The organism is Streptomyces cinerochromogenes, from assembly GCF_014648635.1.
GTDB classification, from domain to species: domain Bacteria; phylum Actinomycetota; class Actinomycetes; order Streptomycetales; family Streptomycetaceae; genus Streptomyces; species Streptomyces cinerochromogenes.
In genome coordinates this window covers 37,016-54,956 of sequence record NZ_BMRM01000007.1, presented here as the reverse complement: position 1 = coordinate 54,956, position 17,941 = coordinate 37,016, and the positions used below count along the sequence as shown (strand labels likewise).

Below are 17,941 nucleotides of genomic sequence, written 5' to 3'. Positions count from 1 at the left end.
TGCTCGGGCCAGGGCCTTCCGGCGTCATGGCCTTCTGAGGTTCTTGTCGATGAAGGCCAGGAGTTCGTCGGCGGTGGTGGCGGCGGCCAGTCCGCCGTCCTCCCCCGCCGCCGGGGCCGGGGCCGGGGCGCGGTCCGGCACCGCCTCGACCGGGTCCGGTCCGGGCACCGCCTCGACCGGGTCCGCTCCGGCCGGCCGGGAGCCGGTGGTGTCCGCCAGCGAGGCCGACAGGTGGCCGGCCAGGCGGGCGGGTGTCGGGTGGTCGAAGACCAGCGTGGTGGGCAGGTGCAGGCCGGTCAGTTCACCGAGGCGGTTGCGGAGTTCCACGGCCGTGAGGGAGTCGAAGCCCAGGTCGAGCAGCCGGTCGTGGGCGTCCACGCCCGCGGGGGACGGCCTGCCGAGGACCCTGGCCACCTCGCGGCGCACCAGGGTGAGCAGCACGTCCTCGCGCTGCTCGGGGCCGGTGTCCCGCAGCCGCTCACGCCACGGCGCGGTGTCCGGGGTCCGGCCGGCGGGCGACGGGGTCCGGCTCTCGGCGGCCGGCTCCCGGCTCCCGGTGGCCGGCGACGGGTCGGCGACCAGATCGCGCAGGACCGGCGGGAGCGTTCCCTGCCGGGCCCGCTCGCGCAGGACGGCGGTGTCCAGGCGGACCGGCACGAGCGCCGCCGCCTCCCGGCCGAGGGCCGTGTCGAACAGGGCGAGCGCCTCCGCGGGTGCGAAGGCGGTGACGCCCGTCCTGGCCAGCCGGGCCCGGTCGGCGGTGCCGAGTCCGCCCGCCATGCCCTCCGCGCCGCCCCACCAGCCCCAGGCCAGCGCCGTACCGGGCAGGCCCTGGGCGCGGCGGAGCGAGGCGAGGGCGTCGAGGAAGGCGTTGGCGGCCGCGTAGTTGCCCTGTCCGGCGGCGCCCAGGACACCCGCGACGGACGAGAAGAGCACGAACGCGCTCAGCTTCCGGTCCGCGGTCAGCTCGTGCAGGTGCCAGGCCGCGTCGGCCTTCGCCCGCAGGACCCGGTCCACGCGCTCGGGTGTGAGCGACTCCAGCACGCCGTCGTCCAGCACCGCCGCGCAGTGCACCACGGCGGTCAGGGGCCGGTCGGCCGGCACGGAGTCGAGGAGCCGGGCGAGGGCGCCGCGATCGGACACGTCACAGGCGACGACGCGCACGTCGGCGCCCAGCCCGGCCAGCTCGGCGGCCAGTCGGGGCGCCCCCGGCGCCGCCTGCCCGCGCCGCCCGGCGAGCAGCAGGTGCCGCACGCCGTGCGCGGAGACGAGATGCCGGGCGACCAGAGCACCCAGCCCACCGGTGCCACCGGTGACCAGGACGGTACCGGCGGGGTCGAGCGCAGGGGCGGAGGCGGGCTCGTTCCGGGTGGGGGCGAGTCGGGGGGTGGTGACGGTGCCGGTGCGCAGGGCGGTCTGGGGTTCGCCGGTGAGGAGGGCCGTGGGGAGTACGGCGGTCGAGGCGGGGTCCCCGTCCGTGTCCACGAGGACGACGCGGCCGGGGTGTTCGCTCTGCGCCGAGCGTCCGAGGCCCCACACCGCCGCGGCCGCCGGGTCGGGCGCCGTGTCACCGGGTACGGCGGCCACCGCGCCGCGGGTCAGCAGCACCAGGCGGGTGGCGGCCAGCCGCGGCTCCGCCGACCAGCGCCGCAGCAGGCCGACGGCCGTGTTCAGCGCGGCGCGGACACGTACGGTGACGTCCTCGTCCGGGGCCCCGGTGACAACCGGCGCGAGGAGCAGCTCCGGTGCTGCCGCGCCCCCGTCGAGCGCCGCCAGCAGGGCGTCGAGGCCGGCGTACCGCACGGCACCCGGCACCGCGTCCGCACCCTCCGCCGGCCCGGTACCCGGCGCGGCTTCCCAGCCGTCCGTTCCCACGGCGCCCAGCAGGGCCGCCGTGGGACTCGTGCCTGTCGGGGCCGGGGCCGCGGGAACGGGCTGCCAGTGCAGTTCGTAGAGGGACGGGGTCCGTTCGGCCGGTGTGGTGGTGGGGCGCAGCAGGAGTGAGCCGATGGTGCCGGCGGGGTGTCCGGCGGTGTCCGTGAGGCGGAGCGTCAGGGTGTCGCCGCGGGCCGTGAGCCGTACCCGGAGCCGGTCCGGGCCGTCGGCGTGCACTGCCACGTCGGTCCAGGCGAACGGCAGACGCGGGCCGGGGGCGGCGGTGCCGCGCGGTGCGAGCAGGGCCGCGGCGTGCAGGGCCGCGTCCAGCAGGGCGGGGTGGAGGCCGAACCGTCCGGCGTCCTCGGCTGCCTCCTCCGGCAGCGCCACCTCGGCGAGGACGTCGCCGTCGTACAGCCAGGCCGCGCGCAGTCCGCGGAACGCGCCGTCGTACTCCACCCCGGCCGCGGACAGGTCGTCGTACAGGCCCTCGACCGGCACCGGTACCGAACCGGGCGGGGGCCACGCGCCGGCGGGCGGGCGGTCCCCGGCGGGTGCGGGCCGGGTCAGCAGGCCGGTGGCGTGCTGGGTCCACGGTTCCCGGGGCTCTGCGTCGGCGCGGCGGGCGTGCACCGTCAGCCGGCGCCGGCCGTCGTCGGCGGGCCCGCCCACCCGTACCCGCAGGTGCACGGCCCCGTGGGCGGGCACGACGAGGGGGGTGTGCAGGGTCAGGTCGGCGAGGTGGCCGCAGCCGAGCCGGGCCCCGGCGTGGCGGGCGAGTTCCACGAAGGCGGCGCCGGGCAGCAGGATCTCGCCGCGCACCCGGTGACCGGCCAGCCACGGGTGCGTGTCGGCCGACAGTGCGCCGGTGAGCACCAGTTCGTCGGTGTCCGGGAGTTCCACGCAGGCTCCCAGCAGCGGGTGGCCGGGGGCGTCGAGTCCGGAGTGCGCGAGGTCCGGGGCGGACGGCTCCGCCGCCGCGGACAGCCAGAACCGCTCCGGTCGGAAGGCGTACGTCGGCAGGTCCACGCGTCGGGCGCCGGTCCCGGTGAAGTACGCCTCCCAGTCGACGGCGGCCCCGCGGACGTACAGCCGGCCGAGGGCGTCGGCCAGTGTCTCCGTCTCGGGCCGGTCGCGGCGCAGCGCGGCGACGGCCGCCACGGCGGGGTCGCCGGCGGCCGCGGCGAGGCCGGCGAGCGAGCCGTCGGGTCCGACGTCCAGCAGGGTCCGCGCGCCGTCCTGCACCAGGCGTCGTACCGCGTCGTGGAAGCGGACGGGCCGGCGTGCCTGTTCCGTCCAGTACGCCGGTGAGGTCAGCTCCTCGGCGGTCGCCGGCTGCCCGGTCACCGTGGACACGAGCGGGATCCGCGGCGGGTGGAAGGTCAGGCCCTTGGCCACGGCGTGCAGGTCGGCGAGCATCGGCTCCATCTCGGGCGAGTGGAAGGCGTGGCTGACCCGCAGGCGGGTGACGCGGTGCCCGCGGTCGTCGAGCCGGTCCGCGACCGCGAGGACCTCCTCGGTCCGCCCGGACAGCACCACCGCGGCCGGGCCGTTGACGGCGGCGATCGCGACGTGCTCGGTGAGCAGGGGCAGGACCTCCGACTCGGGGGCGCCCACCGCGACCATCGCCCCGCCCGGCGGCAGGGACTGCATGAGCCGGCCCCGGGCGGCCACCAGCGCGGCCGCGTCGGGCAGGCTCAGCACGCCGGCGACGTGGGCGGCGGCCAGTTCGCCGACGGAGTGCCCGGCCAGCACGTCGGGGCGGACGCCCCAGTGGTCGAGCAGCCGGAAGAGAGCCACCTCGACCGCGAACAGGGCCGGCTGGGTGTACTCGGTGGTGTCGAGCAGCGCCGACTCCTCCGTGTCGTCCTCCGCGTCGACGACCTCGCGCAGCGGTCGCTCCAGGTGGCGGTCCAGTTCGGCGCAGACCGCGTCGAACGCCTCGGCGAAGACGGGGTACCGGGCGCGCAGCCGACGGCCCATGCCGAGGCGCTGGCTGCCCTGTCCCGCGAACAGGAAGGCCAGTCCGCCGCCGACGGCGCGCCCCTGCGCCTGTCCGGGCGCGCTGTCCCCGGAGCACAGCTCGTCCAGCCGGTCCAGGAAGTCCTCCCGGCCAGCGCCGACGAGTGCGGCCCGGTACTCGAAGGCGGTGCGGCCGGTGGCCAGCGAGTAGCCGACGTCGACCGGGCGCAGGTCGGGGCGCTCGGCCAGGCGCTGCCGCAGCCGCTCGGCCTGGGCGCGCAGCCCCTCGGCACTGCGGGCCGACAGCAGCCAGGGCACGGTCTCGCCGGCGGCCGGCTGCGGGGGCTGCGGGCGCCGGGCGGCGGCCGGCTCCGGCGGGGCCTGTTCGAGGATGACGTGGGCGTTGGTGCCGCTGATGCCGAACGAGGAGACACCGGCCCGGCGGGGCCGGCCCGTCGTCGGCCAGGGCACGCTCTCGTCGAGCAGCCGCACCGCGCCGGAGGACCAGTCGACGTGCGGTGTCGGCTCGTCCAGGTGCAGGGTCCTGGGCAGTGCGCCGTGCCGCATGGCCATCACCATCTTGATGACGCCGGCGACGCCCGCGGCGGCCTGGGTGTGGCCGAGGTTGGACTTGACCGACCCCAGGAGCAGGGGCTGCTCCGGCGGGCGGCCCTCGCCGTAGACCGCGAGGAGCGCCTCGGCCTCGATCGGGTCGCCCAGCGAGGTGCCGGTGCCGTGGGCCTCGACGGCGTCGACGTCGGCGGCGGTCAGCCCGGCGGCGGCGAGGGCCTGGCGGATCACCCGCTCCTGGGAGGGGCCGTTGGGCGCGGTCAGTCCGTTGCTGGCGCCGTCCTGGTTGACGGCGGTGCCGCGGACCACGGCGAGCACGGGGTGGCCGTGGGCGCGGGCGTCCGACAGCCGTTCCAGGAGGAGGACGCCGACGCCCTCGCCCCAGCCGGTGCCGTCGGCGGCGGCGGCGAACGGCTTGCAGCGGCCGTCGGCGGCGAGCCCGCGCTGGCGGGAGAACTCGATGAAGGGTGTGGGCGTCGACATCACCGTCACGCCCCCGGCCAGCGCCAGGTCGCTCTCGCCCGAGCGGAGGGACTGCACCGCCAGGTGCAGCGCCACCAGCGAGGAGGAGCAGGCCGTGTCGACGGACACGGCGGGGCCTTCGAGGCCCAGGGTGTACGCCACCCGGCCCGACGCCACGCTGCCCGCCGTACCGGAGCCGAGGTACCCGGCGACCTCCTCGGGCACGCGGCGCGCCCAGGAGCCGTAGTCGTGGTACATGACCCCGGCGAAGACCCCGCTCCGGGTGCCGCGCAGGGCGGCCGGGTCGATCCCGGCCCGTTCGACGGCCTCCCAGCCGGCCTGGAGGAGCAGCCGCTGCTGCGGGTCCATGGCGAGGGCCTCGCGCGGGTTGATGCCGAAGAAGTCGGCGTCGAAGTCGGCGGCGCCGCGCAGGAACGCGCCCCGGCGGGTGTAGGTCCGGCCCGGGCGGCCCGGCTCGGGGTCGTACAGCTCCGCCACGTTCCAGCCCCGGTCGTGCGGCATGTCGCCGACGGCGTCGGCTCCGGCCGCCACCAGTGCCCACAGGGCGTCGGGGGTGGTGATGTCACCGGTGTCGGGGGTGCCGGGGTAGCGGCAGGCCATGGAGACGATCGCGATGGGCTCGTCGTCGGCGGCCCGGGCGGGCTGCCGTGCCGGGCCGGGTTCGGGGGCGTCGGAGCCGAGGAGTTCGGCCGCCAGCCACCCGGCCAGCTCGCCCGGTGTGGGCTGGTCGAACACCAGCCCGGCGGGGAGGGTGAGCCCGGTCAGCGCGGCCAGCCTGTTGCGCAGTTCGAGCCCGGTGAGGGAGTCCATCCCCAGGTCGGCGAAGGCCCGCGTGTCGTGCGTGTCGTCCATCGGGTCCAGGCCGAGCACGGCGGCGGACTCCTCGCGCACCAGGCCGGCCAGGACGCGCAGCCGCTCGGTCTCGGTCAGCGCGCGCACCCGCTCGGCGAGCGCGCCGGCCGGGGCGGTCGTGCGCCGGGAGCGCCGCGGCCGGGCGGCAGCGGCGGGCCGCGGCAGCGCGCGCAGCGGTGCCGGGCCGGAGGCTGCCTCCCCGGAGCCGCGGTCGAGGTGCGCCGGTACCAGGGCGGGTTCGTCGGCGGCCAGGGCGGCGTCGAGAAGGGCGAGCCCGTCCTCGGTCGTCAGCGGCCGGACCCCGGTCCGTGCGAGGCGCCGCAGGTCGGTGCCGTCGAGTCCGGCGGTCAGCCCGCTGCGCTCCTCCCACAGGCCCCAGGCCAGTGAGGTGGCGGGCAGTCCCCGGGACCGGCGGTGGGCGGCGAGGGCGTCGAGGAAGGCGTTGGCCGCCGCGTAGTTGCCCTGCCCGGCCGAGCCGAGCACCCCGGCGGCGGAGGAGAACAGCACGAAGGCGGACAGGTCGAGGCCGCGGGTCAGCTCGTGCAGCCGCCAGGCCGCGTCGGCCTTCGGACGCAGCACGCGGTGCAGGCGCTCGGGCGTCAGCGATCCGACCGGGCCGTCGTCCAGCACGCCGGCGGCGTGCACCACGGCCGTCAGCGGGTGCTCGGCCGGGAGCGCCGACCACAGCGCGGCCAGGGCGTCGCCGTCGGCCAGGTCGCACGCGGCCACGGTCACCCGGGCGCCGTGCCCGGTGAGTTCGGCCCGCAGTTCCCCGACGCCGGGGGCGCTCTCACCGCTGCGGCTGACGAGCAGCAGGTGGCGTACGCCGTGCTCGGTCACCAGGTGGCGGGCGACGAGCCGGCCCAGCAGGCCCGTGCCGCCGGTGACGAGGACGGTGCCGTGCGGGTCGAACACCGGGGCGGCCGGCCGCGCCGGCGCGGTGTGGCGGACCAGTCGGGGCACGTGCGGCGTGCCGTCGCGCAGGGCCAGTTGGGGCTCGTCACCGGCCGTCGCGGACATCAGCGCACGTGCCGAGGCCTCGGTGCCGTCCACGTCGGCGAGCACGAAGCGTCCCGGGTGCTCGGTCTGCGCGGAGCGCAGCAGCCCCCAGACGGCGGCCCCCGCGGGGTCGGCCGGTTCGGCCGCGGACACCGCCACGGCCGACCGGGTCACCAGCACCAGACGGGCGTCGCCCAGCCGGTCGTCGGCGAGCCACTCCTGGACGAGACCGAGGGCACGTGCAACCGCCTCGGCGGCCGCGCCGGGGAGCGCCTCGGCGCGGGCGGCATCCGGCGCGGCACCGGCATGCGTCTCGGCACCGGCGCCGTCCGGCCCGACGTGGGCCAGCCCCTCCCCACCGGTGGCACCCGGCGCCACGCCGACCAGGACGAGGTCCGGGACCGGCTCGCCCGCGGTGATCGCGGTGCGCAGGGCGGTGAGGTCGGTGTAGCGGCGTACCGGCGTGCCGGCGGCCGGGGTCGCGGGGAGGAGGGTGTCGTCCGCGGCGATCAGTACCGGAAGGGGTACGGCGTCCCCCTCGGGGGCGGGGGCGGGGGTGGCGGCCGGCCAGTCCAGGCGGTACAGCGCCGTCGCCCCGGCGGGCCGGCCGGCCGCCAGGTCGTCGGGCACGGGGCGCAGGACGACGGAGCCGATGGCCGCCGCGGGGCGCCCCTCCTCGTCGTACGCGGTCAGCGCGGCCCGCGCCGGTCCGGTCATCGCCAGCCGTACCCGCAGGGCGGCGGTTCCGCGGGTCGTGACGGACACCTCCTGCCAGGCGAACGGCAGCACGGCCGGGGCGTCGTCGGGGCCGCCGGCGGCGAGGCCGATGGTGTGCAGGGCGGCGTCGAGCAGGGCGGGGTGCAGCCCGTAGCGGTCGGCCTCCGCCGCCTCGGTGTCGGCCAGGGCCACCTCGGCGAGGATGTCGTCGCCGTGCCGCCAGGCCCGGAACAGGCCCTGGAACGCGGGGCCGTATCCGTAGCCGCGGCGGGCCAGCCGCTCGTAGAGGTCGCCGACGTCGACGGGGGACGCGCCGGGCGGCGGCCACGCGCCGAGGCCGCCCGTGCCGTCGCCGGACTCCGTACCGAGGCCCCTCGTGCCGTCGCCGGGCTCCGTGGCGGTGCCGAGCACACCGTCGGCGTGCTGGGTCCAGGACTGGTCCGCGTCCGCGTCCTCGGGCCGGGAGAAGATCCGCACCGGCCGGCGGCCCGCGTCGTCGGGGGTCCCGACGGACACCTGGAGCGCGATGCCGGCGGAGGGCGGGGCGAGGAGCGGGGCGGTGAGGCTGAGTTCGTGCAGGGCCTCGCAGCCGAGGTGGGTGCCGGCGCGCAGCGCGAGTTCGACGAAGGCGGTGCCCGGCAGCAGTACGGTTCCGGCGACCTGGTGGTCCTCCAGCCACGGCTGCGCCCGGTCGGCGAGGCGGCCGGTGAACACGTGCTCGCCGGTGCCCGCGAGGTGGACGACCGAGGAGAGCAGCGGGTGGTCCAGCGGCCGGCCCGCGCCGGGCGCGGCCGGGGCGGCGGGGGCGTCCAGCCAGTACCGCTTGTGCTGGAAGGGGTAGGTGGGCAGCTCCGCCGGCGGTCCGTCGGCGCGGCCGAGGACCGCCGTCCAGTCCACCTCGCCGCCCCGGGCGAAGTCCGCGGCGGCCTCCGTCACCGGTCCGGGTGCGGGCACGCCGCCCTCGGCGGCCGGCGCCACCACGCCCTGGGCGCCGGCGGCGACGTCGGTCAGGCCCGCGAGGAGGTCCTCGCGGCTGCTGCCGAGGACCACGGCCCGGTACTCGAACGCCGAGCGGGTGGTGGCGAGGGCGCGGGCGACGGCGAGCGGGTCCGCGGTGTCGGGGCTCTCCGTGACGGCGTGCGTCAGCCGGGCGGCCAGGGCGCGCAGCGCGCCGGGGGTGCGTGCGGACAGCGTCCACGCGACGGTGTCGGGGGCGCCGGCAGGCGTGGAGGACGGGGTGCCGGCGGGCGCGGGTGACGGGGCGTCGGCGGGCCGGGGTGCGGGCTCTTCGAGGATGACGTGGGCGTTGGTGCCGCTCATGCCGAAGGAGGACACGGCCGCCCTGCGCGGTCCGTCGGCCTTCTGCCAGGGGGTGTTCTCGGTCAGCAGCGCGACCGCGCCGGCCGACCAGTCCACGTGCGGTGTCGGTTCGTCCACGTGCAGCGTCCGGGGCAGTACGCCGTGCCGCATCGCCATCACCATCTTGATGACTCCCGCGACACCGGCGGCGGCCTGGGAGTGTCCGATGTTGGACTTCAGGGAGCCGAGCCGGAGGGGCTGCGCGGGGTTGCGTCCGCGGCCGTAGGTCGCGAGGATCGCCTGCGCCTCGATGGGGTCGCCGAGCCGGGTGCCGGTGCCGTGCGCCTCGACGGCGTCCACGTCGGCGGCGGTCAGCCCGGCACCGGTGAGGGCCTGGCGGATCACCCGCTCCTGGGAGGGACCGTTGGGCGCGGTCAGCCCGTTGCTCGCGCCGTCCTGGTTGACGGCGGAGCCGCGGACGACGGCGAGCACGCGGTGCCCGTTGCGCCGGGCTTCCGACAGCCGTTCCAGCACCACCACGCCGACGCCCTCGGCCCAGCCGGTGCCGTCGGCGGCGGCCGCGAACGCCTTGCAGCGCCCGTCGGGCGACAGCCCCCGCTGCCGGGAGAACTCCAGGAACACCCCGGGTCCTGACATGACCGTGACGCCGCCCGCCAGGGCGAGCGAGCACTCGCCCTGGCGCAGCGCCTGCACGGCCAGGTGGAGCGCGACCAGGGAGGACGAGCACGCCGTGTCGACGGAGACCGCGGGGCCTTCGAGACCGAGCGTGTAGGCGACCCGGCCCGAGATCACGCTGGCGGCGCCGCCGGTGAGGGCGTAGCCGTCGGCACCGCCGTCCGGGTCGGCCAGGCGCGGGCCGTACTCGCCGGCGGACGCGCCGACGTAGACGCCGGTGTCCGTGCCGCGCAGGGCGGCCGGGTCGATCCCGGCCCGCTCGACGGCCTCCCAGCTGGTCTCCAGCAGCAGGCGCTGCTGGGGGTCCGTCGCGAGCGCCTCGCGGGGGCTGATGCCGAAGAACTCGGCGTCGAAGTCGGCGGCGTCGTACAGGAATCCGCCGCTGCGGGTGTACGTCGTGCCGGGCCGGCCCGGTTCCGGGTGGAAGAGCCGGTCCAGGTCCCAGCCCCGGTCGCGCGGCATCCCGCCGATCGCGTCGCCTCCGGACGCGACCAGCTCCCACAGTTCCTCGGGGGAGGTCACCGCGCCCGGGTACCGGCAGGCCATGCCGACGATGGCGATCGGCTCGGCGGCGTCGGCGGTGCGCGGGGCGTCCGGGCGCGGGGTGCGGTCCGGGGCGGCGCCGTCCTCGCCGGTGAGCAGGCCGAGGAGGAACCGGGTGACGGCCTGGGGCGTGGGGTGGTCGAAGACGAGGGTCGTCGGCAGCCTCAGCCCGGTGGCGGCAGCCAGCCGGTTGCGCAGGTCCACCGCGGTGAGGGAGGTCAGGCCGAGTTCGTGGAAGGTGCGCCGGTCGCGGATCCGCCGCGTGGAGTCGAAGCCGAGCACGGCGGCGACGGTCCGGCGGACGACGGCGGCCACCTCCTCCTCGCGCTCCGCCGCGCCGAGACCGGTCAGCCGCCGCGCCAGGTCCGCGGCGGAGGGCTGCTGGGGGGCGGCGGCCGTACGGCGGGCCTCGGGGAGCGTGTCGAACAGGGGGCGCGGACGGGCCGCCGCGGCGGCGGGCAGGAAGGTGTCCCAGTCGACCCGCGCCACGGTGAGGCAGACGTCCTCGTCCGCGAGGGCCCGGCCCAGCGCGTCGAGGCCCTCCTGCGGGCGGATCCGCCCCAGGCCGATCCGCGCGAACTCCCGGGCCACCGCCGTGCCCTCGGCCATTCCCGCGCCGTCCCAGGCGCCCCAGGCGAGGGAGGTGGCGGGCAGGCCCTCGGCTCGCCGGCGTTCGGCGAGGGCGTCGAGGAAGGCGTTGCCGGGCGCGTATCCGCCCTGTCCGGGCAGGCCCCAGGTGGCGGCCACGGAGGAGAAGAGGACGAACGCGGTCAGGTCCCGGTCCCGGGTCAGCTCGTCCAGGTTGCGGGCCGCCGTCGCCTTGGCGCCGAGCGCCCGCTCCAGCTGGGCCGGGGTCAGCGTGTCGAGCAGGGCGTCGTCGAGCTGCCCGGCCGCGTGCACCACGGTGGTGAGCGGCAGGTCCGCCGGTATCGCGGCGAGTACGGCGCCGAGGGCGTCGCGGTCGGCGGCGTCGCACGCGGCGAACGTGACACGCGCCCCGCGTGCTTCGAGTTCGGCGCGCAGCTCCCCGGCACCCGCCGCCCGTTCGCCGCTGCGGCTCACCAGCAGCAGGTGCTCCGCGCCGGCCGCGGCCAGCCACCGCGCGACCTGGCCGCCCAGCGCGCCCGTGCCCCCGGTGATCAGGGCGGTGCCGCGGGTTTGCCACGGCCGGCGGGCGGCGGCCCGGACCGGCGCGTGCTCCAGGCGGCGGGCCAGCACACCGTACGGCCGTACCGCCACCTGGTCCTCGGCTCCCGTGGCACCGGCGAGCACGCGGCCCAGGTGCTCGGCCGAGGCGTCGTCGGGGTGTTCGGGCAGGTCGAGGAGGCCGCCCCAGCGCTCGGGGTGCTCCAGCGCGGCGATCCGCCCCAGTCCCCACAGCTGGGCCTGCTCCGCGTCGCGCACCGGGTCGTCGGGGCCGGTACCGACGGCTCCCGTGGTGGCGCACCACAGAGGGGCGGCCACCTCCAGGTCACCGAGGGCCTGGACGACGGCGAGGAGGCGGGCCAGCCCGGCCGGCACGTGCGGATGCCCGGGGGAACGTCCGGGCGCGGACGACGGCAGCAGCAGGATCCCGGCCGGCCCGTCCGCCTCCACGTGGGGCCTGAGCAGCTCCCCGACGGCCACCCGGTCGGCGCCCGGGGTGAGACGGACCTCCCGTACGTCGGCGCCGTGGGCGGTGAGTGCCCGCACCGCCGCCTCGGCCCACGGGCCGGACGGGGTCCCGCCGGGCAGCACCACGAGCCAGGTCCCGCCGACCACGGCGGCCGGAGCGGGCCCGAGCCGCCGCCAGCCGATCCGGTACCGCAGCCCGTCCACGACCCCCTCGGCCTGCCGCCGGCTGTACCAACGGGACAGCAGGGGAAGGGCGGCGGTCAGCGCGGTCACGTCGGAGGTGGCGGGGATGGTGGGGGTTGGGGTGGCGGGACCGGCGGGCGTACCGCCGCCCCCGTCAGGGCCGCCGGACCCCCCGAAGTCACCGGGACCGGCTGTGCCGGGGTCGTGGAGCCCGAGTTCCTCCGCGAGGGCCCGGGGGTCGCCCTGCTCGACCGCCGCCCAGAACCGTTGTTCCGCGTCCGGTGCGGCCGACGCGGGGGCGCCGGTGCGCGCGGCGGGGGTGTCGAGCCAGTGCCGTTCCTTGCGGAAGGGGTACGCGGGCAGCTCGGCACGGCGCGCGCCGCTGCCGGCGAAGAGGACGTCCCAGTCCACGCCGACGCCCTGGACGACGTCCTCCGCGGCGGACGCCACCAGCGCGGGTACGGCAGCGGCCCCCTCCTGCGTCCCCGGCGCCACCACGCCCTGCGCGCCGTCGGCGACGGCGGCCAGGCCCGCGAGGAGGTCCTCGCGGCTGCTGCCCAGGACCACGGCCCGGTGCTCGAACAGCGACCGGGAGGTGGCCAGGGTGTACGCCACGTCCACCAGCCGCGGAGCGGGGTCGGCCGTCAGGTGCCGGGAGAGCCGCAGCGCCAGCTCACGCAGGGCGTCGGGGTGCTTCGCCGACAGCACGAGCGGCAGCGACTCCAGAGGATCCACCGAATCCACCGAATCCACGGTCTCCCCCGGAGCCACCGGCTCCTCCAGGATCACGTGCGCGTTGGTACCGCTGATCCCGAACGACGACACCGCCGCCCTGCGCGGTCCGTCGGCCTTCTCCCAGGGGGTGTTCTCGGTCAGCAGCGCGACCGCGCCGGCCGACCAGTCCACCTGTGGCGACGGCTCGTCCACGTGCAGCGTCCGGGGCAGTACGCCGTGCCGCATCGCCATCACCATCTTGATGACACCGGCGACGCCCGCGGCGGCCTGCGGATGCCCGATGTTGGACTTGACCGAGCCGAGCAGCACGGGCCGCCCGGCCGGGCGTTCCCGGCCGTACGTCGCGAGGATCGCCTCGGCCTCGATGGGGTCGCCGAGCCGGGTGCCGGTGCCGTGCGCCTCGACGGCGTCGACGTCGGCGGCGGTCAGCCCGGCACCGGCGAGGGCCTGGCGGATCACCCGCTCCTGGGCGGGGCCGCTCGGCGCGGTCAGCCCGTTGCTCGCGCCGTCCTGGTTGACGGCGGAGCCGCGGACCACGGCGAGCACGCGGTGCCCGTTGCGCCGCGCGTCCGACAGCCGCTCCACGAGCAGCACCCCGACGCCCTCGCCCCAGCCGGTGCCGTCGGCGGCGGCCGCGAACGCCTTGCAGCGGCCGTCCGGCGACAGCCCCCGCTGGCGGCTGAACTCCACGAACGTGCCGGGGTTCGGCATCACGGTCACGCCGCCCGCCAGGGCGAGCGAGCACTCGCCCTGGCGCAGCGCCTGCACGGCCAGGTGGAGCGCGACCAGGGAGGACGAGCACGCCGTGTCGACGGAGACCGCGGGGCCTTCGAGACCGAAGACGTAGGCCAGCCGTCCGGAGGCCACGCTCCCGGCGGTGCCGGTGAGCAGGTGTCCGTCGGTGCCGTCTCCGGCTTCGTGCAGGCGGGGTCCGTAGTCGGACGCCATGAGGCCGGTGAAGACACCGGTGCGGGTGCCGCGCAGGGCGGCGGGGTCGATCCCGGCCCGCTCGAACGCCTCCCAGGCGGTTTCGAGGAGGAGCCGCTGCTGGGGGTCGGTCGCCCGTGCCTCGCGCGGGGACATCCCGAAGAACTCGGCGTCGAACCGGTCGGCGTCGTGCAGGAATCCGCCGTGCCGGGTGTACGAGGTGCCCGGGTGCGCGGGGTCGGGGTGGTAGAGGGTGTCGAGGTCCCAGCCCCGGTTGTCCGGGAACGGGGTGATCGCGTCCCGGCCGTCGGCGACCAGCCGCCACAGGTCGTCGGGGCCCTCGACGCCGCCCGGGAAGCGGCAGGCCATCCCGACGATGGCCACGGGGTCGTCGGCGGGGACCGGGACCGGCTCGGCGGCGGGTGCCGCGGCCGGGGCGGTGCCGAGCAGTTCCGCCCGCAGGTGGGCGGCGAGGGCGTGCGGGGTGGGGTGGGCGAAGACGGCGGTGGCGGGCAGGCGCAGGCCGGTCGCGGCGCTCAGGCGGTTGCGCAGGTCGACCGCGGCGACGGAGTCGAAGCCGAGGGCCTTGAAGTCCTGCCGGGTGTCGACCGATGCGGCGCCGTCGTGGCCCAGCACGGCGGCGGTCTCTTCCCGGACCAGCTCCAGCAGCAGGGCCTCCCGCTCCGGCTCGGCCGCCGCGGTCAGCCGCTGCGCCAGCGACCGCGGCGATCCGGCGGACGGCGCCTCGGCCGCGGAGGGGGTGCCGGCCGGCCGGTCGGCGGGCGTCTCGCCGGGCAGCCAGTACGCCCGCCGCTGGAACCCGTACGTCGGCAGGTCCACCGCCCGGGCTCCCCCGAACACCGGTGTCCAGTCCACGTGCGCCCCGGCCACGTGGGCCTGGGCGAGCGAGGTCAGCAGCCGGGCCGGGGCGTCCTGGTCGCGGCGGAGGGTGCCGACGGCCACCGCCGGGTCGTCCGGGGTGGTGGTCAGGTCGATGGTCTCCTGGACGCCGACGGCGAGCACGGGGTGCGGGCTGGACTCCACGAACAGCCGGTGGCCGTCGGCGAGGAGCGCGCGGACGGTCTCCTCGAACCGGACGGTCCGGCGCAGGTTGCGGTACCAGTACTCGGCGTCCAGCTGCGTGGTGTCCGCGACGCGGGCCGCGGTCACGGTGGAGTAGAACGCGGTGCCGGCGGCGGGCCGCGGGGCGATGTCGGCGAGGGCGTCGAGGAGTTCCTCCTTCACGGCCTCGACGCCCGGGGAGTGCGAGGCGTAGTCGACGTCGATGCGCCGCGCCCGTACGCCCTCGGCCTGGTAGGCGGTCAGCAGCTGGTCGAGTACGGCGCTCTCGCCCGCCAGCACGGTGGAGGACGGTCCGTTGACGGCGGCGACGGCGAGCCGGTCGCTCCAGGGGGCGATGCGGTCGGCGACCTCGGCGACGGGCAGCGGTACGGAGACCATGCCGCCGGTGCCCGCCAGCCGGGCGAGGGCGCGGGAGCGCAGGGCGACGATCTTCGCGGCGTCGCGCAGCGTCAGTACGCCGGCCACCTGGGCGGCGGCGATCTCGCCCTGGGAGTGGCCCACGACCGCGTCGGGTGTCACGCCGTGGGCCCGCCACACCTCCGCGAGGGACACCATGACCGCCCACAGCACGGGCTGTACGACGTCGACCCGCTCCAGCGAGGGCGCGCCGGGGGCCTCCCGCAGCACCTCGGTCAGGGACCAGTCGACGAACGGGGACAGGGCTTGTTCGCACTCCGCGATCCGCCGGGCGAAGGGCTCGCTGTCGGTGAGCAGCCGGCGTCCCATCCCGGCCCACTGGGAGCCCTGCCCGGGGAAGACGAGGACGGTCCGGCCGCGGACGGCCGGTCCGGTGGAGACGACGGCGTTCCTGGCCGGCCGGCCCTCGCGTACGGCGGTGAGTCCGGCGAGGAGTTCCTCGGTGCCGGTGCCCACGACGACCGCGCGGTGCTCGAACGACGACCGGGTGGTGACCAGGGAGTGGCCCACGTCGGCCGGGTCGGGGCCGGGCCGGTCCGTGAGGAAGTCGGCGAGGCGCGCGGCCTGTTCGCGCAGCGCCTCGCCGGTGCGCGCCGACAGGACCCAGGGCACGGTGGCCGCCCCGTGCGGGCCGGGCTCGGGCCGCGGTGCGGGGCGGGCGGCGGGCGGGGCCTCGGCGAGCACGACATGGCAGTTGCTGCCGCCCACGCCGAAGGAGCTGACACCCGCCACGAGGTCGCGGCGCTCGTCCGGCCAGGGTGTCAGCTCGGTCTGGACGCGCAGGTTCAGCTCGTCCAGCGGGATGCGGGGGTTCGGGGTCTCGTGGTGGAGGGTCGGCGGGAGCTGCCGGTGCTTCAGGCTGAGGGCGACCTTGACCAGCCCGGCGATGCCCGCGGCGCCTTCCAGGTGGCCGATGTTGGTCTTGACGGACCCGACGCGCAGCGCGGGGGTGTCCGGGGTGCGGGGCCGGCCCAGGGCGGCGCCGAGCGCGGCGGCCTCGACCGGGTCGCCGACGGGTGTTCCGGTGCCGTGGAGTTCGACGTACTGGATGTCGTCGGGGCGGGTGCCGGCGCGTGCGTGGGCCTGCCGGATGACCTCTTCCTGGGCGCTGGGGTCGGGGGCGGTCAGGCTGTCGCCGCCGCCGTCGTTGTTGGTCGCGCTGCCGCGGATCACGCAGATGACCGGGTCGCCGTCGGCGAGGGCCCGGTCGAGGGGTTTGAGGACGACGAGGGCGCCGCCCTCACCGCGTACGTAGCCGTTGGCGCGGGCGTCGAAGGTGCGGACGCGTCCGTCCGGGGACAGGGCGCCCATCGCCTCGGAGGTGGCGGCGCTCTCCGCGGCCAGGGCCAGGTTGACCCCGCCCGCCAGGGCGAGTTCGCTCTCGCCGCGGCGCAGGCTCTCGCAGGCCAGGTGTACGGCGACCAGTGAGGAGGACTGCGCCGAGTCGACCGTCAGGCTCGGTCCGCGCAGGCCCAGGCCGTAGGACAGGCGGTTGGCGATGATGCCGCGCTGGAGCCCCGTCAGCCAGTGCCGGCCGGCGGCGTCGGTGCCCTGGCGGCGCAACAGGGTCGCGTAGTCGTCCCAGATGGCGCCGACGAAGACACCGGTGCGGCTGCCGGTGAGGCGCCCGGGGACGATGCGGGCGTCCTCCAGGGCCTCCCAGCCCAGTTCGAGCATCAGCCGCTGCTGGGGGTCCATCGCCAGGGCCTCGCGCGGTCCGATCCCGAAGAAGGCCGCGTCGAACCCGGTGACGGCGGACCAGTCGAGGAATCCCCCGTGCCCGGTGCCCCACCGCTCGGGGGGCGTGGGTACGACAGCGTCCACTCCTCCTGTCAGCAGACGCCAGTACGCGTCCGGTGAGGGGGCCCCGGGCAGTCGGCAGGCGACGCCGACGACCGCGATCGGGGTGTCCTCGGCACGCAGCGGTGGGGCGTCTGCCGCGGGGTGTCCGCTGTCCATGGGAACGCGACCTTTCGTGTTCTCGGCGGTCAGCCGGTGGGGGACAGGGCGGCCGGCCGCAGGGCCGGTGAGCGGAGGGGGACGAGGTCCTCGTGGAGGTCGGGGGCGGCGGGCGACCGGTCGAGCGTGCTGGGGTGCGGTCCCGGTGCGCCTTCCGCGAGCAGCCGCCGGCCGGGCGCGGTGGTGTGGTCCACGCCGACGCGGCGGGTGGTGGCCGGATCGTCCCGTGCGCCGTCCGGCGACTCGGCGAGCGGGGCGGGGAACGCGGCGCCGCTCGGTTCGGCGGGGCGCGGGATCTCGCTCTCCCGGTCCGGCGGCCTCGGGTGGCGTGCGGGGAAGGCCGCCACGCCGCCGCGGAAGTTCCCCGATCCCCTGACGAGGCGGACGAGTTCACGGGCGTGGATGAGGCGGGCGGCCGGGTGCGGGGTGGTCTCCGCGGCGATGCGGTGCGTCGGTTCGACGGTGCGTTCCCGTGCGGCGGGCCCGGCTCCGCAGGTCACGGACACGGGAGTCGGTTCGACGGTGCGTTCCCGTGCGGCGCGCCCGGCTCCGTAGGTCACGGACACGAAGGTCGGGGCGTACCCCTCGATGCGCGGTAAGGAGTCCGGTAACGGCCTCCCGGCCGCTCGCGACTCGGGCGGGAAGAACGCGAACGAGCGGGACGCCCGGCCCGGTTCCGGCGGCCGGCGCGGTGTGGCCGGGGAGGTCGTGGCCGCGGGTGCGCGGCCGGGCCGCGCGGGCCTGCCGGGCTCCGGCGCGGGACCATACGACTCACCCGCGGTGAGCCACCGTAATCCGGTCAACGCCGCTCCTCACCGCGGTGCGCGCGCATGCTCGCCCCGCTGCCCCCGTACGTCTCAGTGATCATAAAAGCGAGTTCGAGGGACTGGCCGTGGTTGAGGCGCGGATCACACACGGTCTCGTAGCGGTGCCGCAGGTCGGCGTCCGCTGTCCCGTGCGCGCCGCCGGCGCACTCGGTGACGTCTTCGCCCGTCAACTCCATGTCCCTTCCTTCGGGTAGCGCCTC

General features: G+C 77.3%; 2 protein-coding genes and 1 pseudogene. All 3 read right to left on the bottom strand.

Annotated elements, in window-relative coordinates; all coding sequences use genetic code 11:
• Positions 1-24: 24 nt before the first annotated feature.
• Positions 25-16,914: a type I polyketide synthase gene (locus IEZ20_RS39695; RefSeq protein WP_229896080.1), complete on the bottom strand. Its 16,890-nt coding sequence runs from the start codon at positions 16,912-16,914 to the stop codon at positions 25-27.
• A 29-nt stretch (positions 16,915-16,943) separates the two neighbouring features.
• Complete coding sequence (locus IEZ20_RS15315; protein ID WP_189298624.1) at positions 16,944-17,717, bottom strand: methylenetetrahydrofolate reductase; 774 nt, start codon at positions 17,715-17,717, stop codon at positions 16,944-16,946.
• Positions 17,714-17,923: pseudogene (locus IEZ20_RS15310) on the bottom strand (3-deoxy-7-phosphoheptulonate synthase); the annotation flags it as partial. The pseudogene IEZ20_RS15310 and the gene IEZ20_RS15315, both read right to left, overlap by 4 nt.
• Positions 17,924-17,941 lie beyond the last annotated feature (18 nt).

Excerpts from the sequence above, each read along its gene's own strand:
- IEZ20_RS39695 (WP_229896080.1), bottom strand. The coding sequence starts at position 16,914 with ATGGACAGCGGACACCCCGCGGCAGACGCCCCACCGCTGCGTGCCGAG.